Annotated in this window: 19 protein-coding genes; 6 read left to right on the top strand and 13 right to left on the bottom strand. The window is 69.3% G+C overall.

Going from position 1 to position 21,980, the window contains the following annotated elements:
- Window positions 1–20: 20 nt before the first annotated feature.
- Window positions 21–1,958 carry an IucA/IucC family protein gene (locus G5C60_RS19105; protein ID WP_165260827.1) on the bottom strand — a complete coding sequence of 646 codons (1,938 nt, stop codon included), beginning with the start codon at window positions 1,956–1,958 and terminating at the stop codon, window positions 21–23.
- Window positions 1,959–1,979: 21 nt separating this feature from the next.
- The gene (locus G5C60_RS19100) at window positions 1,980–3,404 is read right to left on the bottom strand and encodes a diaminobutyrate--2-oxoglutarate transaminase family protein (RefSeq protein WP_165260845.1); all 1,425 of its coding nucleotides are present in this window, start codon (window positions 3,402–3,404) and stop codon (window positions 1,980–1,982) included.
- A 361-nt stretch (window positions 3,405–3,765) separates the two neighbouring features.
- On the opposite strand from G5C60_RS19100, the gene G5C60_RS19095 reads away from it, so the two are divergent.
- Window positions 3,766–4,995, top strand: a complete 1,230-nt coding sequence (locus tag G5C60_RS19095; RefSeq protein ID WP_206439702.1) for a trypsin-like serine peptidase — start codon at window positions 3,766–3,768, stop codon at window positions 4,993–4,995.
- Between the two features lie 120 nt (window positions 4,996–5,115).
- Here G5C60_RS19095 and hflX read toward each other — a convergent pair whose 3' ends face one another.
- The 6 genes from hflX to miaA all read right to left on the bottom strand — a co-directional run bounded on the left by hflX (window position 5,116) and on the right by miaA (window position 13,221).
- Window positions 5,116–6,609 carry a GTPase HflX gene (gene hflX, locus G5C60_RS19090; protein ID WP_165260825.1) on the bottom strand — a complete coding sequence of 498 codons (1,494 nt, stop codon included), beginning with the start codon at window positions 6,607–6,609 and terminating at the stop codon, window positions 5,116–5,118.
- Between the two features lie 184 nt (window positions 6,610–6,793).
- Window positions 6,794–8,320: a M1 family metallopeptidase gene (locus G5C60_RS19085; protein ID WP_165260823.1), complete on the bottom strand. Its 1,527-nt coding sequence runs from the start codon at window positions 8,318–8,320 to the stop codon at window positions 6,794–6,796.
- 101 nt (window positions 8,321–8,421) lie between these two features.
- The gene (locus G5C60_RS19080) at window positions 8,422–10,578 is read right to left on the bottom strand and encodes a RelA/SpoT family protein (protein ID WP_165260821.1); all 2,157 of its coding nucleotides are present in this window, start codon (window positions 10,576–10,578) and stop codon (window positions 8,422–8,424) included.
- A gap of 169 nt (window positions 10,579–10,747) precedes the next feature.
- Window positions 10,748–11,617: a diaminopimelate epimerase gene (dapF, locus tag G5C60_RS19075; RefSeq protein ID WP_165260819.1), complete on the bottom strand. Its 870-nt coding sequence runs from the start codon at window positions 11,615–11,617 to the stop codon at window positions 10,748–10,750.
- A gap of 59 nt (window positions 11,618–11,676) precedes the next feature.
- On the bottom strand, window positions 11,677–12,174 hold the full coding sequence (locus tag G5C60_RS19070; RefSeq protein ID WP_165260841.1) for a hypothetical protein: 498 nt from the start codon (window positions 12,172–12,174) through the stop codon (window positions 11,677–11,679).
- 108 nt (window positions 12,175–12,282) lie between these two features.
- Entirely contained in the window at window positions 12,283–13,221 is a 939-nt protein-coding gene (gene miaA, locus G5C60_RS19065) for a tRNA (adenosine(37)-N6)-dimethylallyltransferase MiaA (protein ID WP_165260817.1), read from the bottom strand.
- A gap of 182 nt (window positions 13,222–13,403) precedes the next feature.
- Between miaA and G5C60_RS19060 the strand changes: the two genes are divergently transcribed.
- Together G5C60_RS19060 and G5C60_RS19055 are read left to right on the top strand one after the other, a co-directional pair.
- Window positions 13,404–13,676 carry a hypothetical protein gene (locus tag G5C60_RS19060; RefSeq protein ID WP_165260815.1) on the top strand — a complete coding sequence of 91 codons (273 nt, stop codon included), beginning with the start codon at window positions 13,404–13,406 and terminating at the stop codon, window positions 13,674–13,676.
- 23 nt (window positions 13,677–13,699) lie between these two features.
- Window positions 13,700–13,975 carry an antitoxin gene (locus tag G5C60_RS19055; RefSeq protein WP_165260813.1) on the top strand — a complete coding sequence of 92 codons (276 nt, stop codon included), beginning with the start codon at window positions 13,700–13,702 and terminating at the stop codon, window positions 13,973–13,975.
- 164 nt (window positions 13,976–14,139) lie between these two features.
- Here G5C60_RS19055 and G5C60_RS19050 read toward each other — a convergent pair whose 3' ends face one another.
- From G5C60_RS19050 to miaB, 3 genes are read right to left on the bottom strand one after another with little or no spacing between them, the layout of a single operon-like run.
- A complete protein-coding gene (locus G5C60_RS19050; protein ID WP_165260811.1) occupies window positions 14,140–14,871 on the bottom strand; it encodes a class III extradiol dioxygenase subunit B-like domain-containing protein in 732 nt (243 codons plus the stop codon).
- Between the two features lie 10 nt (window positions 14,872–14,881).
- A complete protein-coding gene (locus tag G5C60_RS19045; RefSeq protein WP_165260809.1) occupies window positions 14,882–15,163 on the bottom strand; it encodes a hypothetical protein in 282 nt (93 codons plus the stop codon).
- A gap of 23 nt (window positions 15,164–15,186) precedes the next feature.
- A complete protein-coding gene (gene miaB, locus G5C60_RS19040) occupies window positions 15,187–16,674 on the bottom strand; it encodes a tRNA (N6-isopentenyl adenosine(37)-C2)-methylthiotransferase MiaB (protein ID WP_206439701.1) in 1,488 nt (495 codons plus the stop codon).
- Window positions 16,675–16,811: 137 nt separating this feature from the next.
- Here miaB and G5C60_RS19035 point away from each other — a divergent pair, with 137 nt between their 5' ends.
- Complete coding sequence (locus G5C60_RS19035; protein ID WP_165260805.1) at window positions 16,812–17,810, top strand: TAXI family TRAP transporter solute-binding subunit; 999 nt, start codon at window positions 16,812–16,814, stop codon at window positions 17,808–17,810.
- Between the two features lie 80 nt (window positions 17,811–17,890).
- On the opposite strand, the gene G5C60_RS19030 is transcribed toward G5C60_RS19035, so the two are convergent.
- Window positions 17,891–19,294 (bottom strand): ATP-binding protein, encoded by a 1,404-nt coding sequence (locus G5C60_RS19030; protein ID WP_165260803.1) that lies wholly within the window; start codon window positions 19,292–19,294, stop codon window positions 17,891–17,893.
- Between the two features lie 9 nt (window positions 19,295–19,303).
- The gene (locus G5C60_RS19025) at window positions 19,304–19,990 is read right to left on the bottom strand and encodes a response regulator transcription factor (protein ID WP_165260801.1); all 687 of its coding nucleotides are present in this window, start codon (window positions 19,988–19,990) and stop codon (window positions 19,304–19,306) included.
- A 282-nt stretch (window positions 19,991–20,272) separates the two neighbouring features.
- Between G5C60_RS19025 and G5C60_RS19020 the strand changes: the two genes are divergently transcribed.
- Both G5C60_RS19020 and G5C60_RS19015 read left to right on the top strand, forming a co-directional pair.
- Window positions 20,273–21,049: an amino acid ABC transporter ATP-binding protein gene (locus tag G5C60_RS19020; RefSeq protein WP_165260799.1), complete on the top strand. Its 777-nt coding sequence runs from the start codon at window positions 20,273–20,275 to the stop codon at window positions 21,047–21,049.
- Between the two features lie 56 nt (window positions 21,050–21,105).
- On the top strand, window positions 21,106–21,957 hold the full coding sequence (locus tag G5C60_RS19015; protein WP_165260797.1) for a glutamate ABC transporter substrate-binding protein: 852 nt from the start codon (window positions 21,106–21,108) through the stop codon (window positions 21,955–21,957).
- The last annotated feature ends 23 nt before the right edge of the window (window positions 21,958–21,980 follow it).

The following is a 21,980-nucleotide window of genomic DNA, read 5'->3' as shown; positions in this document are numbered from 1 at the left end:
GATGGGGCGGGTCATGTTCCTCAGGAATGAAGGGGGTTGGCGATGGTGATGTAGACGGACTGGGTGTCGACCGGGCCGATGAGTTCGTCGAGCCCGTGCAGCCGGGTCAGCAGGTTGGCCTTGCAGCGCAGTACGGGTGAGTCGAGCAGGTGGGCGGGCAGGGGTGTACGCAGTCGGGCAGGGCCTGAGGCGACATCGGCGAGGAAGCGACGGAACGCGGCGAGCAACAGCCGTTCGTCGGCGAGGTGTTGGGAGCCGAAGGCGCCGATGAGGCCGAGCACGTTGTTGATGGCGAGGTAGTAGGCGAAGCGTTCGTCGGTGACCTCGTCGGAGACGAAGGTGTCGCTGTGTCGGCCGATGCCGGGAAGCCGCCTGTCCAGCTCCGCGCGCCGGGACTCGCGGAAGTAGTAGCCCTGGTTGTCGCGGTAGCGGCCGCCGACGGGCCAGCCCTGTGCGTCCAGCAGGAGCAGGGTGTTCTGCTGGTGGGCCTCCAATGCGATACCGGCCTCGCTGTCCAGCCAGAGGACGGGGCGGATCACCTGTTCCAGGTAGCGGAGGAACCACTCGGCGGCGACGGCGCCACGCGGTCGGCCGGTCCGTCCGGCCAGGCGCGTGACGATCTCGGTGAGCCGTGACCGCATCGTGGGCCTGCCCTGCTCGGAGCGCGGCGATCCGCCGGGCTGGACCGTGGGCCTTGCTGAGACGAGTCCGGCGATACAGGAGACGGCGTCCGTCGGCGTGAACGGGTTGTGGCGGATCATCACGTCGAGCCCGGGCACGGGGTTGCCGTCCGGGTCGTCGACGGCGAGCCAGGCCGGGTCACGGACGATGTCGAAGCCCGGGTGGGCCGCCTGCCACTGCTCGGCGAGACCGGAACGCAGCAGGCGGTGGACCTCGACACCGCGGTGGAGTTCCTTGCGGAGGTTCTCCCGGCGGGAGTTGGTGATGCGCAGGCCCAGCGGCAGCTTCAGCATCGCGGGGGCGCCGGAGCGGTAGAGCGTGCGTACGGAGGAGGTGGGGTGCCAAGGGGAGCCGTGAGGGCCGAGGTCCTGGAGCAGACCGGCGTCCAGCAGTTGCGCCGTCGCGGAGCGGTGGCGGACCTCGCGGATCTGCCAGGGGTGCACGGGGAGCGCGGCGTATCCGTCGGGCAGCGGCAGTCCGGAGCCGGCAAGCCGGGTGGTGAGCTGCTGAGCGGGTACGGGACGTCCACGCTCGGTCCAGGCAGAGTCAGTGGCGAGTACGGAGGGGGCTACGGCCATCCAGTGCAGCGGGAAGGAGCCGCGCGACTCGGGTGAGTAGAACCGGGTCTCGGCCTCGGAGAGTCCTTCGCGGCTCTTCGGGGAGGGATGCAGCGGGTGACCGAACAGGAGCGACTGCTCGGCGGCGAGGAAGAGGTCCGAGCTGTCGGCAGGGTGCTTCCTGCGCTCGCTGATGAACACGACGGTTCGCTGGACGGAGTCGGCCACCCGGCCCACCAAGTCTCCGCTGTCAGCCTTCGTCCCGGCCTTCCCCTCGGCCTTCGCCTCCGTCTCTGCCTCGGTCTCCGTGCCGCCCGCCAGAGCCTCTCGTCCGAGGAGCGCCGCCAGCGTGGCCGCGTCCGTGGGGGGCGCCTGGTCGGGGGCGTCGGAGAGGTAAGGAGGCCCGAGGCGGTGCCAACCCGTCGGGGACCAGTAGTGCACCGGGACGACGAGGGCAGTGCCGCTGGCGGGAAGGGGGATGCGGAGGGTGCCGTCGTCGGGTGCGGTGAGGTCGTTCTCCCGTACCCAGCAGCGCAGCAGGTTCTCCACAGCTGCGGCCTGGGCTGCGGTGTGCGCATCGGGGTGATCCAGCGGGTCGGCGGTTGCACCGCGCAGCCGCTCGGACTCCCCGGGCCCTTCCTTCTGCCTGGGGACGAACTCTGCTCCCGGGCCCCGCTCAGTGGTGTGGAGGCGGCTACGGGGTGCGGGGGTGGCGTTCAAGAGCGTTCCTTGGGAGGTGGTTCAGACTTGTGCTGCGACGAACCGGGGCTGTTCCGGCGTTGGTTGGACCTGGGTCTTTCCGAGTTGCGGCCCCGTCGGAGCCGCTGCAACCGCCGCGACCGCTTCCGACAGCCGCTCGAGCACCGCGTTGGCCTGCTCGTCGGTGATCGTCAGGGGCGGCAGGAGCCGCACCACGCTGGAGTGCCGTCCGCCGAGTTCCACGATCAGCCCGCGGCGCAGGCACGCCCGCTGAACGGCGGCCGCCAGGTCGGGGGCGGCGGGGCGCGGCCTGCGGGCGGGGCCTGCGGCGGTGGACTCGGGCGGTTCCTCCGGGTCGACGAGTTCGACACCGATCATCAGTCCTCGTCCGCGTACGTCGCCGACGCAGGGGAAGTCGGCGGCCAGGCACCGCAGTTGGGCCAGCATGCGGGCGCCCAGGAGGGCGGCGCGCTCGGCGAGACGGTTCTCACGGACGTACGCGAGGGTCGCAGCGCCTGCGGCCATAGCGAGCTGGTTGCCGCGGAACGTGCCTGCGTGGGCGCCGGGTTCCCACATGTCGAGGTCGTCGCGGTAGACCACGACAGCCAGGGGCAGGCTGCCGCCGATGGCCTTGGAGAGGACCATCACGTCGGGTGTGATGCCGCTGTGTTCCACGGCCCAGAAGGTGCCGGTACGACCGACGCCCGTCTGGACCTCGTCGGCGATCAGGGGGATGGAGCGCGCGGACGTGATCTCGCGCATTCTCCGCATCCAGTCGTCACGCGCCGGGATCACGCCGCCCTCGCCCTGCACCGGTTCAAGGATCATCCCGGCGGGTTTCGGCACTCCGGACTTGGCGTCGTCGAGGAGGGACTCCGTCCAGCGAGCGGCGAGTTCGGCTCCCCGCTCGCCGCCGACGCCGAACGGACAGCGGTAGTCCTGCGGATAGGGCAGGCGCGCGACGCGTACGTCCGACGCGCCCCCGGATGCTTCGAGCGCCCCCGCGGTCATCCCGTGATAGGCGCCGGCGAAGGCGAACATCCCGGTGCGCCCGGTCGCGGCGCGCACCAGCTTCAGCGCGGCCTCGACCGCGTCCGTGCCCGCGGGCCCGCAGAACTGCACGCGCGCGTGGTCGGCGAAATCGGATGGCAGCGTACGGAACAGCTCGGTGGTGAACGCGTCCTTGACGGGTGTGGCCAGATCGAGGATGTGCAGCGGCGCCCCCGAGTCGAGGACGTTCCTGATCGCTTCCAGCACCACCGGGTGGTTGTGGCCGAGAGCCAACGCCCCCGCACCCGAAAGGCAGTCGAGGTAGCGCGCCCCATCGGCCCCCTCGATCGTCATCCCCCGCGCGCGGACGGGCACGATCGGCAGGGCACGCGCATAGGTGCGTGCCGCGGACTCGCGCGCCGACTGCCGTCGCAGAATCCCCTCATGTGCAAGGGGCGCGACCTCGGCCTCGTGCATCGCGGACGCCACGCCGGGCGCAGACTCGGTCACGGCCACGTTGTCGGTCCTCCCGCTGTCCAGAGGCGAGTTGCTCGGCCACCCCGAGGGGCGGCAAGGGATGAACGCAGGCGGAACGTCCCCCGTACGTACCAACGACGTGGACCCCGAGGGGCAACGGTGGGACGAAGATCCCTGCCGTGACGGAACCGTTGCCGTTCCGTCGGAAGTCCCCCACAGCAACGGCATAGTCTTTGGTGCCGTTCAGCGATCCCTGCTGAACGGCGTACACGGTCCCGTCCGGGCAAGTCCGGATCGGCAGATCCGTACGAAGCTGCATATGGCAGCTCAGAGTTCTCTTACGTCCAGGGGGAGTTACACCATGCGATCCATACGCCCGCTCTTCGCCGCCCGTCGAGGGAGGGGCACGCGCCGCGGAACCTCCCCCGTGCTGGCGGCGGTCGGCCTGGCCACCGCGCTGGCACTGACCGCCACCGCCTGTAGTTCCGGCGACGACACGAACGCGGGCGGCGACGCGTCCGCCACCGCGGCCGCCGGCGGCGAAAAGATCCAGATCCCGGACGACATCAAGGACCGGCTCAAGGAACACGGGATCGATCTGGACCAGTGGAAGGGCGGCGCCTGGAAGAACTGGGACAAGGACGACTGGCTGCGCGAGGCCGGCGACTTCGTCAACCCGATCATCGAGGACCTGTGGGACCCGGACCGCATGCGCGAGGCCGAGGACCCGGACCAGGGCAAGGGCGTCGACGAGAACGACATCTCCGGTGACCAGGGCGTCACCGACCCGGAGCCGGCGCCCGTGGAGGCGCAGCCCGTGCAGGCTGCGTACCACGACAACGCCCCCGAGGCGGGCAAGGTGTTCTTCGACTCGCCCGAGGGCACGATGGTCTGCTCCGCGACCGTGGTCGAGGACCCGGCCAACCCCGGCAAGTCCAACCTCGTGTGGACGGCGGGCCACTGCGTGCACGCCGGCAAGGCGGGCGGCTGGTACCGCAACATCGCCTTCGTGCCCTCGTACAACAACGACGCCAAGTCGGCGGCTGAGCTCACGAACGCCACCCAGGAGGAGGTCGCTCCGTACGGTGTCTGGTGGGGTGACTGGGTGCAGACCTCGGACCAGTGGATCGAGCAGGGCGGTGCGACGGGCGGCCAGGGTGCCTCGTACGACTTCGCCGTCATTCATGTGACGCCGGAGGAGGGCAGTGGCGGCAAGTCCCTGGAGGAGACGGTCGGTTCGGCCCTTCCGGTCGAGTTCGACGCTCCGGCCGTGTCCGAGGTCGGCGGCATCACGGCGACCGGTTACCCGGCCGCGAAGCCGTTCGACGGCGAGACGATGTACCAGTGCAAGGACGAGCCGGGCAGGCTCTCGCTCGCCAAGTCCGACCCGACGATGTACCGCATCGGCTGCACGATGACCGGCGGTTCGTCCGGCGGCGGCTGGGTGGCGACGGGCTCGGACGGCAAGCCCGCGCTGGTGTCCAACACCTCGATCGGCCCGGTGACCGCGGGCTGGCTGGCGGGCCCGCACCTGGGCAAGGAGGCCAAGGGCGTCTACGACGAGGTGAGCGAGAAGTTCGCAGGTCAGTGACCGCACGCTGACGGGTGAAGGCCCGCCCCCTCTCGAGAGGGGGCGGGCCTTCACCGTGTGGAGCTGTGTGGACCAGAGGAACTCTGTGACGATGCCTGTGGACCAGACGAACTCTGTGGATCAGAGGGCCGGCGCCGGAACGTACGGTGCCAGCTCCGCCGCCAGTTCCTCATGCACCCGCAGCTTGAGCAGCGTGCCCTCCGGGGTGTGCTCCTCGGAGATCACCTCGCCGTCGGTGTGAGCGCGGGCGACGAGCCGGCCGTGCGTGTACGGCACGAGCGCCTCGATCTCGACCGAGGGGTGCGGCAGTTCGACGTCGATGAGCGCGAGCAGCTCGTCGATGCCCTGGCCCGTGCGGGCCGAGACCGCGATGGAGCGCTTCTCGATCCGCATCAGCCGCTGAAGCACCAGCGGGTCGGCAGCGTCCGCCTTGTTGATCACCACGACCTCGGGCACGTCGGTCGCGCCCACGTCGCGGATGACCGCGCGCACGGCGGCCAGCTGCTCCTCCGGCGCCGGATGCGAACCGTCCACCACGTGCAGGATCAGGTCCGAGTCGCCGACCTCCTCCATCGTGGAGCGGAACGCCTCGACGAGGTGGTGCGGCAGGTGTCGTACGAACCCGACGGTGTCCGCGAGCGTGTAGAGCCGCCCGCTGGGTGTCTCAGCCCGACGCACGGTCGGGTCGAGGGTCGCGAACAGCGCGTTCTCGACCAGGACGCCCGCGCCCGTGAGCCGGTTGAGCAGCGAGGACTTGCCCGCGTTGGTGTAACCGGCGATGGCGACCGAGGGCACCTTCTTGCGACGGCGCTCCCGGCGCTGGATGTCGCGGCCGGCCTTCATGGCCGCGATCTCCCGGCGCATCTTCGCCATCTTCTCGCGGATACGGCGCCGGTCCGTCTCGATCTTGGTCTCACCGGGACCACGGGTGGCGAGACCGCCGCCCTTGCCGCCGCCCATCTGACGGGACAGCGACTGACCCCAGCCTCGCAGCCGCGGCAGCATGTACTGCATCTGCGCGAGCGCGACCTGCGCCTTGCCCTCTCGGGACTTGGCGTGCTGGGCGAAGATGTCGAGGATCAGGGCGGTGCGGTCGATCACCTTGACCTTGACGACGTCCTCGAGGTGGATCAGCTGTCCCGGGGAGAGTTCACCGTCGCAGATGACGGTGTCCGCGCCGGTCTCGAGCACGATGTCGCGCAACTCGTTGGCCTTGCCGGAGCCGATGTACGTGGCCGGGTCCGCCTTGTCGCGGCGCTGGATCACGCCGTCGAGCACCAGAGCGCCCGCTGTCTCCGCGAGAGCGGCCAGCTCCGCGAGGGAGTTGTCCGCGTCGGCCGCGGTCCCCGAGGTCCACACCCCGACGAGCACCACACGCTCGAGGCGGAGCTGTCGGTACTCGACCTCGGTGACGTCCTCGAGCTCGGTGGAGAGGCCCGCGACGCGGCGCAGTGCCGCGCGGTCGGAACGGTCGAACTGGTCGCCGTCCCACTCTCCGTCGATCGCGTGGCTCCAGGCGACGTCCTCTTCCATCAGGGCATCGGCCCGAAGACCTTCGGGGTAGTTCTGCACGAGGCTCTGCGTGTCCTGGGAAGGGGAAGAAGAGGAGGTCATTGGGTCCTTACGTCGATGGGGATACCTGTGGGGCGACGAACCGCGGTCCGTCACTGGAGACAACGTCCGGGGCCGCCGGGAGATTCCCGGCCCGGGGCGTGTCCGGCGGATCATGCCGGAGACCCGGGGTGCCGCGTCGTCGACCTGACGATGGTTGCACGGCAGCCCCGTCTCGTCATCCGAGTTATCGCTTGAGCCTCGCCCTCTCCTTGGCGGGCGCGACGCTCCGCCAGTCCGGGTGTCCCGGCATGGACGGGGTCTTGTTTCCGTACAGCCAGGCCTTGAAGAAGCCGCTCAGATCGCGGCCCGCGCTGGCCGACGCGAGGTCTTCGAAGTCCGCGGTCGTCACGGTGCGGTCACGGTGGATGTTCGCCCAGGTCCGCTCCAGCCGCTCGAAGGCCGGGCGGCCGATCTCCTGGCGCAGCGCGTACAGAACCAGGGCGCTGCCGTCGTAGACGTTCGGCCGGAAGATGCTGATCTTCTGGCCTGGCTCGGGACCCTTGGGTGCCGCGGGAGGGCCTCCGGCGGCCCGCCAGGCGTCGGACGCCTGGTAGGCCTCACGCATCCGCGTCTTCAAGGGCTTGCCTGCCGTCTCCTCCGCGTACAGGGCCTCGTACCAGGTGGCGTGTCCTTCGTTGAGCCACAGGTCGGACCAGGAGCGCGGGGTGACGCTGTTGCCGAACCACTGGTGTGCCAGCTCGTGCACCATGATCGACTCGACGTACCACTTCGGGAAGTCGGGCCGCGTGAAGAGCTCTCTCTCGAAGAGAGAGAGCGTCTGTGTCTCGAGTTCGAACCCGGTCCGCGCGTCGGCGACCAGCAGCCCGTACGTCTCGAAGGGATAGCTGCCGACCTTCCTCTCCATCCAGGCGATCTGCTGGGGTGTCTTCCTGAGCCAGGGCTCCAGCTTCTTGCGGTCCTTGGTGGGCACCACATCGCGTACGGGAAGACCGGCGGGGCCGCTTCTGTGCGGCACGGAGGAGCGGCCGATGGACACCTGGGTGAGTTCGGTGGCCATGGGGTGCTCGGTTCGGTACGTCCAGGTGGTCGTTCCCGCGCGGCGGGCCGTTCCGAGCGGCAGTCCGTTGGCCACGGCCGTGTATCCGTCTGGCGCGGTGACACGGATGGTGAACATCGCCTTGTCGGAGGGGTGATCGTTGCTCGGGAAGACCCGGTGTGCGGCGTCGATCTGGTTGGCCATGGCGAGCCCGTCCTTGGTCCGCACCCAGCCGCTCTCCACGCCCTTTCCGGGCGTCGGGTCGCTGTGGTGGCCCACGGTGATCCGCATCCGGCTGCCCGGGACCAGCCGCTTCGCGGGTGTGACCACCAGGTCTTCACCCGCGCTGCGGAACTCCGCGGGCACGCCGTTGACCTCGACCGATCGCACTGTTCCGTGCGAGTAGTCAAGATTGATCTGCTCCAACCGGTCTGTCACCCAGGCATCGATCGTGGTGACGGACGGCAGTGGCTCGCTGTTGTTGCCGCGATAGGCGAAGGCGAGGTCGTACGCCAGGACGTCGTACCCAGGGTTGCCCAGGTGCGGGAAGAGGCGGTCGCCGACACCGAGCGGCGCCGCCGGTGCGGGGGCACTCGCGGCGATGAGGCAGACGCAGGATGCGGAGGCGAGCAACGCCGTACGGAGTGGTCTGTGGGCCTTCGGGCGTGCGGCCCTGGTTCTGAGAGTCGTGGTGTTTCTGGAGGTCAGCGGCATGGACCACGGCTATCAGCGCCCGCGCGGCGCGCGGTGACGACTCGCTCCGCGCACACTCGAACGGGTGGCCGATGACCTGCTGATGGCCCGCCGATGGCCTACTACGGAGTCGTCGCCTGGTGCTGGGCCCGGCTCACGTCGTACACGCCCGGCACATTGCGCATCGCCCGCATCAGCGCGGGAAGATGTGCGGCGTCCGGGAGTTGGAGCGTGTAGGTGTGGCGTACGCGCTGCTGGCTGGGGGGTTCGACGGTCGCCGAGACGATGGCGACACCCTCCAGGGCGATGGCTTCGGTGAGGTCGGCCAGCAGATGGGGCCGCCCGAAGGACTCGGCGACCAGCGTGACGCGGCACTCCGTGGTATCGCCCCAGCGCACGTCGACCTCCGTGCGCCCCGCGCCTTTCATGCGCGCCACCACGGCGCACTCGGCGCGGTGCACGGTCACCACTCCCCCGCGTACGACGAAGCCCGTGACCGTGTCGGGCGGTACCGGCGTACAGCAGCCCGCGAGCCGTACGGTCGCTCCGGGCTGGTCGACGACGGCGTTCGCGTCGGCGGGTGGCATGGAGGGCCCGTCGGCGGGCGGCCTGAAGGACGCGGCCGGGATCTCCTCGTCCGGAGTCTCCCTGGGTGAGGGATGTGTGGCGAGCCAGCGTTCGATGGCGATGCGTGCGGCCGGCGTACGCGCGTGCTCCAGCCACTCCTTGGAGGGCTCCGAGGACGCGTCCTGGCCCATGAGCAGCTGCACTGTGTCGCCGTCCCGCAGGACCGTGCTCAGCGTCGCCAGGCGCCCGTTGACGCGGGCGCCCATGCAGGCGTGCGCGTCCTCGCCGTACTGCGCGTACGCGGCGTCCACGCAGCTGGCGCCCGCGGGCAGCCCGATCGTGCCGCCGTCGGGACGGAACACGGTGATCTCCCGGTCCTGGGCGAGGTCTTCGCGCAGCGTGGACCAGAACGTGTCGGGGTCCGGCGCCGCCTCCTGCCAGTCGAGGAGGCGGGAGAGCCAGCCGGGGCGGGTGGGGTCGATTCGCTCGCCGTCACTGTCCATTTGCTCCTCCGAAGGAGGAGCGTAGGGATTGCCGAGCGCGACGACGCCGGCCTCGGCGACCTTGTGCATCTGGTGTGTGCGGATGAGGACTTCGGCGACCTGGCCGGCCATGTGGGTCCCCCCGGGCGAGTCCGTTCGAGCCTGGGGGAGGGCGACCGCCGTGTGCAGCGACTGGTACAGGTTGAACTTGGGGACGGCGATGAAGTCCTTGAACTCCGAGACCACCGGCGTGAGGCAGGTGTGCAGCTCGCCGAGGACTCCGTAGCAGTCGGCGTCCTCGTTCACGAGCACCAGGAGGCGTCCGAAGTCCACTCCGCGCAGCCGGCCGCGCTTGCGGGAGGTGCGGTGCAGGGAGACGAAGTGCCGTGGCCGGATGAGGACTTCGGCCTGGAGTCCGGCCTCGCGCAGGATGGTGCGCACTTCTTCCGCGATCTCCGCGAGGGGGTCGTCGGCGCGCGCGGCGTTGTCGACGATGAGCCCCTTCGTGTGCTCGTACTCCTCGGGGTGCAGGATCGCGAAGACTAGGTCCTCGAGCTCGGTCTTGAGCGCCTGGACGCCGAGCCGTTCGGCGAGCGGGATCAGCACGTCCCTGGTCACCTTGGCGATGCGCGCCTGTTTTTCGGGGCGCATGACGCCGAGGGTGCGCATGTTGTGCAGCCGGTCGGCGAGTTTGATCGACATCACACGTACGTCGTTGCCGGTGGCCACGAGCATCTTGCGGAACGTCTCCGGCTCGGCGGCCGCTCCGTAGTCGACCTTCTCCAACTTCGTGACGCCGTCGACGAGATAGCGGACCTCCTCGCCGAACTCCTCCCCCACCTGGTCTAGCGTCACTTCCGTGTCCTCGACGGTGTCGTGGAGCAGGGACGCCGTCAAGGTCGTGGTCTCCGCGCCGAGTTCGGCGAGGATCAAGGTCACGGCGAGCGGGTGCGTGATGTAGGGCTCACCGCTCTTGCGCATCTGGCCGCGGTGCGAGGACTCGGCGAGGACGTACGCCCGGCGCAGTGGCTCCAGGTCGGCGTCGGGGTGGTGGGCGCGATGGGCCTCGACCACGTGGCTGATCGCGTCGGGCAGCCGGTCGCGGCCCGCGGGCCCCAGGAGCGCGGCCCTGCCGAGGCGGCGCAGATCGATGCGCGGGCGGCTCCTCCTGCGCTGCGCTCCGGGCGCGATCGGGCCGGGCGTCGCGGGGTTTGTGGCCTCCGCACTCATGGGCACCTCCGGCTGCGTTGACCGACGGACGGGGTACCCCATGGCGTACACGGCTCTGGGGATGGTGTCGTTCCCCCGTCCGGGCCGGTGCTTGATGCTACCGAGCCGAACACGCTCGGCTGACCGCCTCACGCCGAGCGTGAAACGGATCACCCATTCGAGCGATGGTTCAGGGGTTTACGGTTTCGAGCCACTCTGCGTCGATCTCGCCCTCGGCGACGATCACCGCGGGTCCGCTCATCTCGATCTCGCCGTCGGGCCGCTCGGTGATCACCAGGCGTCCGCCGGGCAGATCGACGGTGTACGTCGCCGGGGTGCCGGTCACGGCGGGATCGGCACCGTCTCGTCTCGCCGCCGCCACCGCGACGGCACACGCGCCCGTGCCGCACGAGCGGGTCTCGCCGGCGCCACGCTCGTGCACCCGCAGCGCGACGTGCCGAGGGCCCCGGTCGACGACGAACTCGACGTTCACCCCGTCCGGGTAGGCGGAGAGAGGGCTGAAGGGCGGCGGCTGGAACAGGTCACCGGCGGCGTCGAGGTCGTCCACGAAGGCGACCGCGTGCGGGTTGCCCATGTTCACGTTGCGCGCGGGCCAGCTGCGCTCTCCGACGCTCACGGTGACATCCCCTTCGGGGAGGAGCGCCTTGCCCATGCCGACGGTGATGTCGCCCTCCTTGGCGATGTGCACTGTCTTCACGCCCCCGCGCGTGGCGACCGCGATGTCCCCTTCGGCGACATGTCCGGCGCGTTGGAGGTAGCGCGCGAACACGCGCACTCCATTGCCGCACATCTCCGCGATCGACCCGTCGCCGTTGCGGTAGTCCATGAACCACTCCGCCTCGGCGGCCATCTCCTCGGCCTCGGGATGCGCGGCGGACCGTACGACATGCAGCAGACCGTCTCCGCCGATGCCCGCGCGGCGGTCGCAGAGGGCGGCGACGGCGGCCGGGGACAGGTCGATGGCGTTCTCGGGGTCGGGGACGATGACGAAGTCGTTCTCGGTCCCGTGCCCCTTGAGGAAGGCGATCCGCGTGCTCATTCCTCGATCGTACGGGGTCGCTACGACACCGCGGCCATCCGTCAGAAGCCCTCTGGGCCTCAGCGCAGGCGGGCCACCCGCCACACGGCGAGGACGACGACCAGGGCGACGACAACGGTGTACGCGATCACGACCCGCCAGTCCGGGCGTCGGCTGGAGCCTCGCTGCGGCAGGCCCGGCCAGGTGTACCCGACGCGGCGGGCGGCCATCATGCCCCAGCCCGCGGCACAGGAGGAGATCAGCAGCCCGAGCATGGCGATCATGGCTCCGCTGTCGCCGAAGTCGAACGCCAGCGGGAAGGCGAACATGAGGGAGCCGAGCGCGGCGAGGCCCACGATGGGCGCGAGCTGCCAGATGCGCAGTCGGCGCTGCGGACGCAGCTCGACCTCGACCTCGGGCTCCGCGAACATCTCGTCGGGCCCGGGTCCGTCGGCGGTCACGCCGCCCGAGGTCTCGTCCGGCCCGTCGGGGCTCAGTCGGTCCCCGTCCGGATCCTGCTGATCCCGTACGGTGTCGTGCTCTGCGCCTTGTGCGGTGTCGCGAGGGCCGGCCTCCATCGCCACGCGCCCTCCCAACTCGGACTCCACTTGGTCGATCGAAGCTCGATGATGGCACGGTGTCAGAGGCCGGGATGACGGGCGGAGCGTCCCGATGCCATGACGTGATCAGGCTGTAACCGGTCGTTCGACCAATGTCAGTGCGTGCCGTGGAAGTTCCCTGAGATCCGCCGCGGCCCCACTGAGCCAATGCACCCGTGGGTCGCGCCTGAACCAGGAATCCTGACGGCGCGCGAAGCGCTTGGTGGCGCGTACGGTCTCGGCCCGCGCCTCGTCGTCGGTGCACTCTCCGGAGAGCGACGCCAGAACCTGCTGGTAGCCGAGTGCCCGCGATGCCGTACGCCCCTCGCGCAAGCCCTGCGCCTCCAGCGTGCGCACCTCCTCGACGAGTCCTTCCTCCCACATACGGTCCACCCGGCGGGTGATGCGGTCGTCGAGTTCGGGGCGCGCCACGTCGACGCCGATCTGCACGGTGTCGTAGACGGAGTCATGGCCGGGGAGGTTGGCGGTGAAGGGCTTGCCGGTGATCTCGATGACTTCCAGGGCGCGGACGATCCGGCGGCCGTTGCTGGGCAGAATCGCATGGGCCGCCTCCGGATCGGCGACCGCCAGCCGGGCGTGCAGGGCACCCGAGCCGCGCAGAGTGAGCTCTTCCTCCAGGCGGGCCCGTACCTCGGGATCGGTGCCGGGGAATTCCAGGTTGTCGACGGCTCCGCGGACGTACAGGCCGGAGCCGCCGACGAGGATCGGCCAGCGGCCCTCGGCGAGGAGCGCGTCGATGCGGGCGCGCGCGAGCCGCTGGTACTCGGCGACGCTCGCGGTCACCCTCACGTCCCAGATGTCCAGGAGGTGGTGCGGAATGCCGCGGCGCTCCTCGGGCGTCAGCTTGGCGGTGCCGATGTCCATCCCCCGGTAGAGCTGCATGGAGTCGGCGTTGACGATCTCGCCGCCGAGTTGCTGGGCCAGCTGAACTCCCAGATCGGACTTTCCCGCCGCGGTGGGACCGACGACGGCGATGACCCGCGGGGCGGGGGCAGAACTACTCACCGCAACAGTCTCGCAAACCTCAGGGCCTCTCCTCGAACGAGTTACGTGACGCCACGGGGCCGGGTTCGTTGCCTGTTGCGAGGTTCCAGCCGCCGGTTTTGAGGACCGGCGACCCGGGCGACGCAATGGGACGCACCGGGCGGCACGGAATTTCGCCCACACGAGTAACGTATGGAGACGATATGGGCGTTTTTGCACGGCTTCTTCGGAAAGACAAGCCTCAGTCCAAAGGCTCGGAGGAGGCGTCAACCTCCGAGGCACAGGCCGGCACACTGACGGCCGAACCCGACTCCGAGGCCAAGCTCGAGGACGCGGCACAGGCGTCGGCCGACGCCGAGGCCGCGGAGACGTCGGCGGACTCCACCGGGACCGCGTCGGACGGTGCCGAGATCCCGAAGCAGCAGTCCGCCGGAGAGGCGGCCGACAACGAGGCCGACGAGGGCGCCCGCAAGTAACTGTCCCGCGAGGGAGGTGAACCATGGGTCTCCTGGACCGTCTGAAGGCCAGGCTCGCGCCCGCCAAGGGGAAGGTCTCGCACCTCGCGCAGCAGCACGAGGGCAAGATCGAACACGGTCTCGACAAGGCCGCGAAGCTGGCCGACAAGAAGACCAAGGGCAAATACAGCGACAAGATCCAGAAGGGCACGGGCAAGGCCAAGGGGGCCCTGGACCGGCTCGCGCACCAGGAACGTGACGGGGCGGACGGCGGCGCGACGCCTCCGTCACCCTCACCGCCACCACCCTCGGCATCCTGAAAAACAGCACATCGGCGGACGGCCATGGAGCGTTCGAGGCTCCAAGCCGTCCGCCGTGTTCTCTTGACCGACGCCCGGAGAGTCCAGACGCCGGGCGTGGTCTCCGACACTCCGGGGCGCATGCCGGCCGCAATGCGCCCACCGCGGCCGCCGTCGCCTCGCGCCTACGACCAGGCCGCCACCAAGTAGCCCACGCCATAAGGCGCTTCCTCGTACAGCAGCGCGCCGCCGAGGGCCGCGCCCTCGCCCGCGCCCGCGAGCACCTGCCAGGGGGCCCGGCCGGAGGCCTGCAGCTCGTACGCCAGCTCGGAGTCCAGCGCCTTGAGCGCCGCCACGTCCACCGCCGCCAGTGCCCGCGCGACCTCCGCGTCGAATCCCGCCGCCCGCTCGTCGAGATACCCCGGTGCCTTGAGTGTCCGGCACGCGCTGGCGTCGCCCATCACCAGCAGTGCCACCCTCTCGGCCTTCCCGACGATTTCCTTCCCGATCTGAATACACCGCTCGGCCGCGAGAGGTTCCCCCACCACAAGACCTTCGAGGGGAGCGTGGGACCAGTCCGTCCGTTGCAGCAGCCAGGCGGCGACGGCGAGAGAGGCCGGAAGCTCGCGCTCCGACTCGGCCGGATCCAGCCTGTCTCCGCCCGGGCCAACGCCCAGACGGACATCGAGATTCACGCCGAAGCCGCGGAACGACCCCCGCGTGCCCTCCGGATACGGCCCGTGCCCGCTCTGCTCGGCGGGGCCGACGACCACCAGCCGGTCGGGCCGCGCGTCGGCCAGCACCCCGAGGGCGTCCGTGCACGCGGCGCGCGCGGTGTCCAGCTCGGGTGCGGCGCCCGCGGCGACCTCGGGCACGAGCAGCGGCGGACAGGGACAGACGGCTGCGGCGACCAGCATGATCGCCAGCCTACTGCCGCGGTTCCCAGTCGGAGTTCCAGACCAGCTCGGCGGCTCGGAACACCATCTCGTGCGTCAGTACAGCGCCCATGACGTACACGTAGTACGCATCACCGCCGGCGTAGCGATAGATGAGCCTGCGCCGCTCGCGCCGTGCCGACTTGTGTGTGCGTGCGGTGTCCGCGAGCATGCGCTCGGCGTCCTCACGCGTACCGTCGAACTCCGCGATCGTCTCCATGCCGGGCCCCGAATCCAGCTTCGGGTACTCCACTGTGATCATCCAGCGCGCCATGGCCCCCCTTTGCGCAGTGCGGATCAGTGAGCGGAGCAGCCCCCTGTGGGGGTCGGCAGCGGCGCCGGGACGCCCACGGCCGGCAGCCCGAGCATCACGCCCGCCGGCTTCGCGGTCTCGGTCGCGTTGCGCTTCTCCCAGGCGTCCCCCGCGCGCGTGCGGCGCACGTCGAGGACGGTGCCCTCGGCGAGGAGGTGGTGCGGGGCGGCGTACGTGATCTCCACGGTGACCACGTCGCCGGGGCGGACCTCGGCGTCGGGCTTGGTGAAGTGCACCAGGCGGTTGTCGGGGGCGCGGCCGGAGAGGCGGTGCGTGGCGCCGTCCTTGCGGCCCTCGCCCTCGGCGACCATCAGCTCCAGGGTGCGGCCGACCTGCTTCTTGTTCTCGTCCCAGGAGATCTCCTCCTGGAGGGCGACAAGACGCTCGTACCGCGCCTGCACGACCTTCTTGGGGATCTGGTTCTCCATGGTGGCCGCCGGGGTTCCGGGGCGCTTGGAGTACTGGAACGTGAACGCCTGCGCGAAGCGGGCCTCGCGGACCACGTGCAGGGTCTGCTCGAAGTCCTCCTCGGTCTCGCCGGGGAAGCCCACGATGATGTCGGTGGTGATCGCGGCGTGCGGGATCGCGGCGCGGACCTTCTCGATGATCCCGAGATAGCGGTCCTGCCGGTACGAGCGGCGCATCGCCTTCAGGACGGGGTCGGAGCCGGACTGCAGCGGCATGTGGAGCTGGGGCATCACGTTCGGCGTCTCGGCCATCGCGGCGATCACGTCGTCCGTGAAGTCGCGAGGGTGCGGCGAGGTGAACCGCACGCGCTCCAGGCCTTCGATCTTCCCGCAGGCCCGCAGCAGCTTGCTGAAAGCCTCACGGTCGCCGATGTCGGAACCGTAAGCGTTCACGTTCTGCCCGAGCAGCGTGATCTCGGAGACGCCCTCGCCGACCAGTGCCTCGATCTCGGCGAGGATGTCGCCGGTCCTGCGGTCCTTCTCCTTGCCGCGCAGGGCCGGAACGATGCAGAACGTGCAGGTGTTGTTGCATCCGACGGAGATGGAGACCCAGGCGGCGTACGCGCTCTCGCGGCGGGTCGGCAGCGTCGACGGGAACGCCTCGAGCGACTCGGCGATCTCGACCTGCGCCTCTTCCTGAACGCGGGCGCGCTCCAGAAGGACGGGCAGCTTGCCGATGTTGTGCGTCCCGAAGACGACGTCCACCCAGGGCGCCTTCTTCACGATGGTGTCGCGGTCCTTCTGCGCGAGGCAGCCGCCGACAGCGATCTGCATCCCGGGCCGCTTCGACTTCATCGGCGCAAGGCGGCCGAGATTGCCGTACAGGCGGTTGTCGGCGTTCTCCCGCACGGCGCACGTGTTGAAGACGACGACATCCGCGTCGCCGTCCGCGCCGTCGGGCGCACGTACGTATCCGGCGTCCTCCAGCAGCCCGGAGAGCCGCTCGGAGTCGTGGACGTTCATCTGGCACCCGTAGGTGCGCACCTCGTAAGTCTTCGCGCTCATCTCGTACACCAGAGTACGGGGTCACCACGCGCGCGTTGGCGGGTATATCCGGGCCGTACGGTCCCCACGCGCGCGAGCGGGTGCCTTGCGCGTCCGGCCCTGGTCATCCTCGTCGGTGAGCTGGCAGGATCGCGCGCATGTTCCAGGAACTCTCCCGTATCGGCAGACGTCGGGCCCTGCAGGGCTCGGCCGCCGCCTTCGTGGCCTTCGGGCTGCTGTTGTGGTGGCTGCTGCCGCTGGGCAAGAGCTCACCGGGCGGAACGGTGTCCTTCAGCACTGGGTCGGCGACCGGCGTGTACCAGCTCTACGGGACGCTGCTGCAGGAGGCGCTCGCAAAGGACATGCCGCGCCTGAATGTGCAGCTACGGGAGAGCGTGGGCTCCCAGCAGAACGTGCAACGGGTGGCCACCGGGGAGGACGACTTCACCATCGCGGCGGCCGACGCGGTGAAGAAATACCAGCGGCAGGGTGGTCAGGGCGCGGATCTGCTGCGCGGCTGCGCGCGTCTGTACGACGACTACGTGCACGTGATCGTCCCTCAGACATCCTCCGTGGAGAACATCGCGGACCTGAAGGGCAAGAAGGTGGCGGTGGGGCAGCCCGACTCCGGAGTGCGACTGATCGCGGAGCATGTACTGAGGGCGGCCGATCTCGACCTGGAGAAGGACATCGAGCCGGTGTCCGCCGGCATAAACGAAATGCCGGAGCTGCTGGAGACGGAGAAGATCGACGCCTTTTTCTGGTCCGGCGGACTTCCCACGGGTGCGGTGACCGAGCTCTCGAACAGGTTCGACATCAGGCTGGTCCCGATCAAAGAGGCCCTCGTGAAGGAGCTGCACAAGCAAGGCGGGGAGGCCGAGTACTACCGGTCCGCCGTCATGCCGGCGGAGGCCTACCCCAGCGCCCAGTCCGGAGAGTCCGTACAGACGGTGGCGGTGGCGAACCTGCTCGTGACACGGGCCGGCACGGACGCGAAGCTGACCGAGGGGATGACCCGCACCCTGATCAACAACCGCGACAGCATCGGCGACCAGGTGCACGCGGCGCAGCGCGTGGACCTGCGGACCGCCATCTACACCGACCCGTTGGACCTGCACGAGGGCGCGGGACGCTACTACCGCTCGGTCAAGCCGTAGCGGCTCGTACGGCGGCCGCGGGCCCCCTTCGGGCCGGGGACCCCCTCGACAGACGCCCCGTAGGCGCCGTAGTGGCCCATTCAGGCCCCGGGCACCGTCCGCGGCACGCTCACCGTCACCTTCAGGCCGTGCGGCTCGTGGTGCTCGTATGCGATGGAGCCGCCACCTGCGGCGAGCAGGGCCCGGGAGATGGACAGGCCCAGGCCCGAACCCCTGACGTTCTGGTGGCTGGGGCTGCGCCAGAAGCGGTCGCCGACGCGGGCGAGTTCCTCGTCGCTGAGGCCGGGGCCGTGGTCGGCGACCACGACCGTCGACAGCGCGCCGTTGGAGGACACTTCGACCTCGACGCACTCTCCCTGAGGGGTGAACTTCAGCGCGTTGTCGATCACGGCGTCCAGGGCACTGGACAGGGCGACGGGGTCGGCCCAGGCGGTGGTGGCAGGGCAGGTCCCGACAAGTCGTACGCCCTTGTCGTCGGCGACAGGCGACCAGGACGCCAGGCGCTCGGCGGTCAGCTCGCCGATGTCGGTGAGCCGCAGGTCCGCCTCGGCATGCTCGGCAAGAGCGAGATCCAGGAGATCGTCCAGGACATGGGCAAGGCGCTTGCCCTCGGTGCGGACGGAGGCGATCTCCTCGTTGCCCTCGGGGAGTTCCAGTGCGAGCAGTTCGATGCGCAGCAGCAGGGCGGAAAGGGGGTTGCGCAGCTGGTGTGAGGCGTCGGCCACGAAGGCGCGCTGCTGCTCCAGGACCTCCTCGACGTTGTCGGCCATCTCGTTGAACGAGCCGGCCAGGCGCCGGAGTTCCGGCGGACCGCCGGCGGCCGCGACCCGTGACTTGAGGCGGCCCGTCGCGATGTCGTGGGTGGTGGCGTCGAGGACGCGTACGGGCCGCAGCACCCAGCCGGTCAGGCGCAGCGCGGCGCTGAGCGCGAGGAGCATCGCGGCGATCTCACCGGCGCCGATGACCAGCCAACCGCGCAGGATCTTCGAGCGCATCTGCCCGGTGGGCGAGTCGGTGACCACGACGGCGAGGACATCACCGTCCCGGATGACGGGCGACGCGACGACGAGACGGTCCCGTTCCCACGGCCAGACCTGTTTCGGGTCATGGCTGCGGCGGCTCTGGAAGGCCTCGTCGAACGCGTCCTTCACCTCACCGTCCCCGGGGATGTACCAGTCCGCGGGCGCGTTGGCCATGACCTCTTCGCGGTAGAAGACGCCGGCCTTGATGCCGTACAGCCCGTTGTACTTGATGAGTTCCCTGGTGAGGGTCTTGAGGCGTTCGTTCGGGGAGTTGACACGTGAGCCCTTTGGGGGGCTGGTGACGAACTGCGCGAGGGACGCGAAGCGTGCCGTGTCGTCGATCCGGTCGACGACCACCTTCTGCTGCTGGGCGGCCGCCAGACTGACGGCAAGGGGGATGCCGAGCGCGAGCAGCACGGCCGCCATCAGGACGATGAGCAGCGGGAGGAGGCGTGCGCGCACCTGGGCCCGCTATGCGGCGGGGGCGACGAGCCGGTAGCCGACGCCTCGCACGGTCTCGATCAGGGCGGGCATGCGCAGCTTGGAGCGCAGGGACGCGACATGCACCTCCAGGGTGCGGCCGGTCCCTTCCCAGCTGGTGCGCCACACCTCGCTGATGATCTGCTCCCGTCGGAACACCACTCCGGGGCGCTGGGCAAGGAGCGCGAGAAGGTCGAACTCCTTGCGGGTCAGTTGGACAATCGAACCGTCCACGCTGACCTGGCGGGTGGGCAGTTCGATTCGTACGGGACCCAGGTGCACAGAGGTCTCTGCGGGGGCAGCCGTTTCATCGTGAACGGTGCGTCGGCTGACCGCGTGGATACGGGCGAGCAGTTCCCCGGTGTCGTAGGGCTTCACTACGTAGTCATCGGCGCCTAGGTTGAGTCCGTGGATCCGAGAACGTACATCGGAGCGCGCGGTCACCATGATGACCGGGGTACTGGTGCGCTTACGGATCTTTCCGCATACCTCGTAGCCGTCCTGGTCGGGCAGACCCAGGTCGAGCAGGACCACTCCGAAACCCGCACCCTCCGGGACGAGCGCCTGAAGCGCCTCCTCGCCGCTGCGGGCGTGCGTGACATCGAAGCCATGACGCGCGAGGACCGCGGACAGAGCGGCGGCGACATGGTTGTCGTCCTCGACGAGGAGCAGTCGCATTCCGGCCCCCTTCGGTTCATCGGCCATACAGTCTCGGCGCATAGAGATGGGCACGCGCGCGTGCACCAAGGAAGTCACGCCGATGGACGAGTACGGCGTCAAGGGAGTTCGGGGCGCGGCGGGTTTCCGTTACGCAGCCGGTACGGACCGGAGGCGACCGTTCACGAAGAGTGTCCGGTTGCTACCAGATCGTTATGCTCAATTTCCCCTCAGATGTAATGACGCTGGTCGTACGGCGTTACTACTGTCCTCCGCAACCGAGGAGGACGGAGCAAGAGGCCGATGACCGAAGTATCGGTGACCAAGGACGCCGTACCCACGGCTGAAGATCTGGTCGTGCTGAAGAACGTCAACAAGCACTTCGGCGCGTTGCACGTGCTCCAGGACATCGACTTGACCATCGCCCGTGGTGAGGTCGTCGTGGTCATCGGACCCTCCGGGTCCGGAAAGTCCACCCTGTGTCGCGCCATCAACCGCCTGGAGACCATCGAGTCGGGAACCATCTCGATCGACGGAAAGCCGCTGCCCGAGGAGGGCAAGGAGCTCGCGCGACTGCGCGCCGACGTCGGCATGGTCTTCCAGTCGTTCAACCTGTTCGCGCACAAGACGGTGCTCGAGAACGTGACGCTGGGCCAGCTCAAGGTCCGCAAGGCGGACAAGAAGGCCGCGGAGGAGAAAGCACGGGCGCTGCTCGACCGGGTGGGTGTCACCGCTCAGGCGGACAAGTACCCCGCGCAGCTCTCCGGCGGTCAGCAGCAGCGTGTCGCGATCGCGCGGGCGCTGGCGATGGACCCCAAGGTCATGCTCTTCGACGAGCCGACATCGGCCCTGGACCCGGAGATGATCAACGAGGTCCTGGAGGTCATGCAGCAGCTTGCGCGCGACGGTATGACAATGATCGTAGTGACGCACGAGATGGGCTTCGCCCGTTCGGCTGCCAACCGGGTCGTCTTCATGGCGGACGGCAGGATCGTCGAGGAGGCTGTGCCGGACCAGTTCTTCAGCAACCCGCGCAGTGACCGTGCCAAGGACTTTCTGTCGAAGATCCTGCACCACTGACGACCTGCGCCACCCGCAACGACGGCCCTCTCCTCACCACTCAAAGGATGTTCACAATGAAGGTTCGCAAGGTCACCGCCGCGGCGGCCACTGCGCTCGTCCTCTCCCTTACCGCGACGGCCTGTGGTGGAGACGGCGACAGCGACAGCGCCGACACCGGGTCGGGCTCGGGTGGCGGCGACAAGATCAAGGTCGGCATCAAGTACGACCAGCCCGGTCTGGGCCTGAAGGAGCCGGACGGTTCCTTCTCCGGATTCGACGTGGACGTGGCGACGTACGTGGCCAAGCAGCTCGGTTACGACGCCGACCAGATCGAGTTCGTCGAGACCAAGACCCCCGACCGGGAGAACGCGCTGAAGCGCGGCGACGTGAAGTTCATCGCCGCCACCTACTCGATCAACGACGAGCGCAAGAAGGCGGTCGACTTCGCCGGCCCCTACCTGCTGGCCCACCAGGACCTGCTGGTCAAGGCCGACTCGGACATTACCGAGGGCACCGACCTCAATGGCAAGAACCTGTGCTCGGTGACCGGCTCCACCTCGGCGCAGAACGTCAAGGAGGAGATCGCTCCGAAGGCCAACCTCAAGCAGAACAGCAGCTACTCGGAGTGCATCTCCGCTCTGCAGAGCGGCGCCGTGGACGCGCTGACCACGGACGACTCGATCCTCGCCGGCTTCGCCGCGCAGGAGCAGTACAAGGGCCAGTTCAAGCTCCTCGGTCTCAAGCTCAGCAACGAGAACTACGGCATCGGTGTGAAGAAGGGCGACACCGAGACCCTCAACAAGATCAACACCGCCCTGGAGAAGATGGTCAGCGACGGCGCCTGGGAGAAGGCGGTCACGGACAACTTCGGTCCGGCCAACTACAAGAACGAGCCCGCGCCGAAGATCGGCAACATCGTCAAGTAGCGCGAGGGTTCACGGGCGTGCCG

This window comes from Streptomyces scabichelini (genome assembly GCF_011045015.1).
Classification (GTDB): Bacteria; Actinomycetota; Actinomycetes; order Streptomycetales; family Streptomycetaceae; genus Streptomyces; species Streptomyces scabichelini.
This window is presented reverse-complemented; position numbering and strand designations above follow the sequence as displayed.

What these genes read in the sequence shown, in the direction of transcription:
- G5C60_RS19100 (WP_165260845.1), bottom strand. Translation starts at nt 3,404, where the DNA reads ATGCACGAGGCCGAGGTCGCGCCCCTTGCACATGAGGGGATTCTGCGA.
- G5C60_RS19095 (WP_206439702.1), top strand. Translation starts at nt 3,766, where the DNA reads ATGCGATCCATACGCCCGCTCTTCGCCGCCCGTCGAGGGAGGGGCACG.
- hflX (WP_165260825.1), bottom strand. Translation starts at nt 6,609, where the DNA reads ATGACCTCCTCTTCTTCCCCTTCCCAGGACACGCAGAGCCTCGTGCAG.
- G5C60_RS19085 (WP_165260823.1), bottom strand. Translation starts at nt 8,320, where the DNA reads ATGCCGCTGACCTCCAGAAACACCACGACTCTCAGAACCAGGGCCGCA.
- G5C60_RS19080 (WP_165260821.1), bottom strand. Translation starts at nt 10,578, where the DNA reads ATGAGTGCGGAGGCCACAAACCCCGCGACGCCCGGCCCGATCGCGCCC.
- dapF (WP_165260819.1), bottom strand. Translation starts at nt 11,617, where the DNA reads ATGAGCACGCGGATCGCCTTCCTCAAGGGGCACGGGACCGAGAACGAC.
- G5C60_RS19070 (WP_165260841.1), bottom strand. Translation starts at nt 12,174, where the DNA reads ATGGAGGCCGGCCCTCGCGACACCGCACAAGGCGCAGAGCACGACACC.
- G5C60_RS19060 (WP_165260815.1), top strand. Translation starts at nt 13,404, where the DNA reads ATGGGCGTTTTTGCACGGCTTCTTCGGAAAGACAAGCCTCAGTCCAAA.
- G5C60_RS19055 (WP_165260813.1), top strand. Translation starts at nt 13,700, where the DNA reads ATGGGTCTCCTGGACCGTCTGAAGGCCAGGCTCGCGCCCGCCAAGGGG.
- G5C60_RS19050 (WP_165260811.1), bottom strand. Translation starts at nt 14,871, where the DNA reads ATGCTGGTCGCCGCAGCCGTCTGTCCCTGTCCGCCGCTGCTCGTGCCC.
- G5C60_RS19045 (WP_165260809.1), bottom strand. Translation starts at nt 15,163, where the DNA reads ATGGCGCGCTGGATGATCACAGTGGAGTACCCGAAGCTGGATTCGGGG.
- miaB (WP_206439701.1), bottom strand. Translation starts at nt 16,674, where the DNA reads ATGAGCGCGAAGACTTACGAGGTGCGCACCTACGGGTGCCAGATGAAC.
- G5C60_RS19035 (WP_165260805.1), top strand. Translation starts at nt 16,812, where the DNA reads ATGTTCCAGGAACTCTCCCGTATCGGCAGACGTCGGGCCCTGCAGGGC.
- G5C60_RS19025 (WP_165260801.1), bottom strand. Translation starts at nt 19,990, where the DNA reads ATGCGACTGCTCCTCGTCGAGGACGACAACCATGTCGCCGCCGCTCTG.
- G5C60_RS19020 (WP_165260799.1), top strand. Translation starts at nt 20,273, where the DNA reads ATGACCGAAGTATCGGTGACCAAGGACGCCGTACCCACGGCTGAAGAT.
- G5C60_RS19015 (WP_165260797.1), top strand. Translation starts at nt 21,106, where the DNA reads ATGAAGGTTCGCAAGGTCACCGCCGCGGCGGCCACTGCGCTCGTCCTC.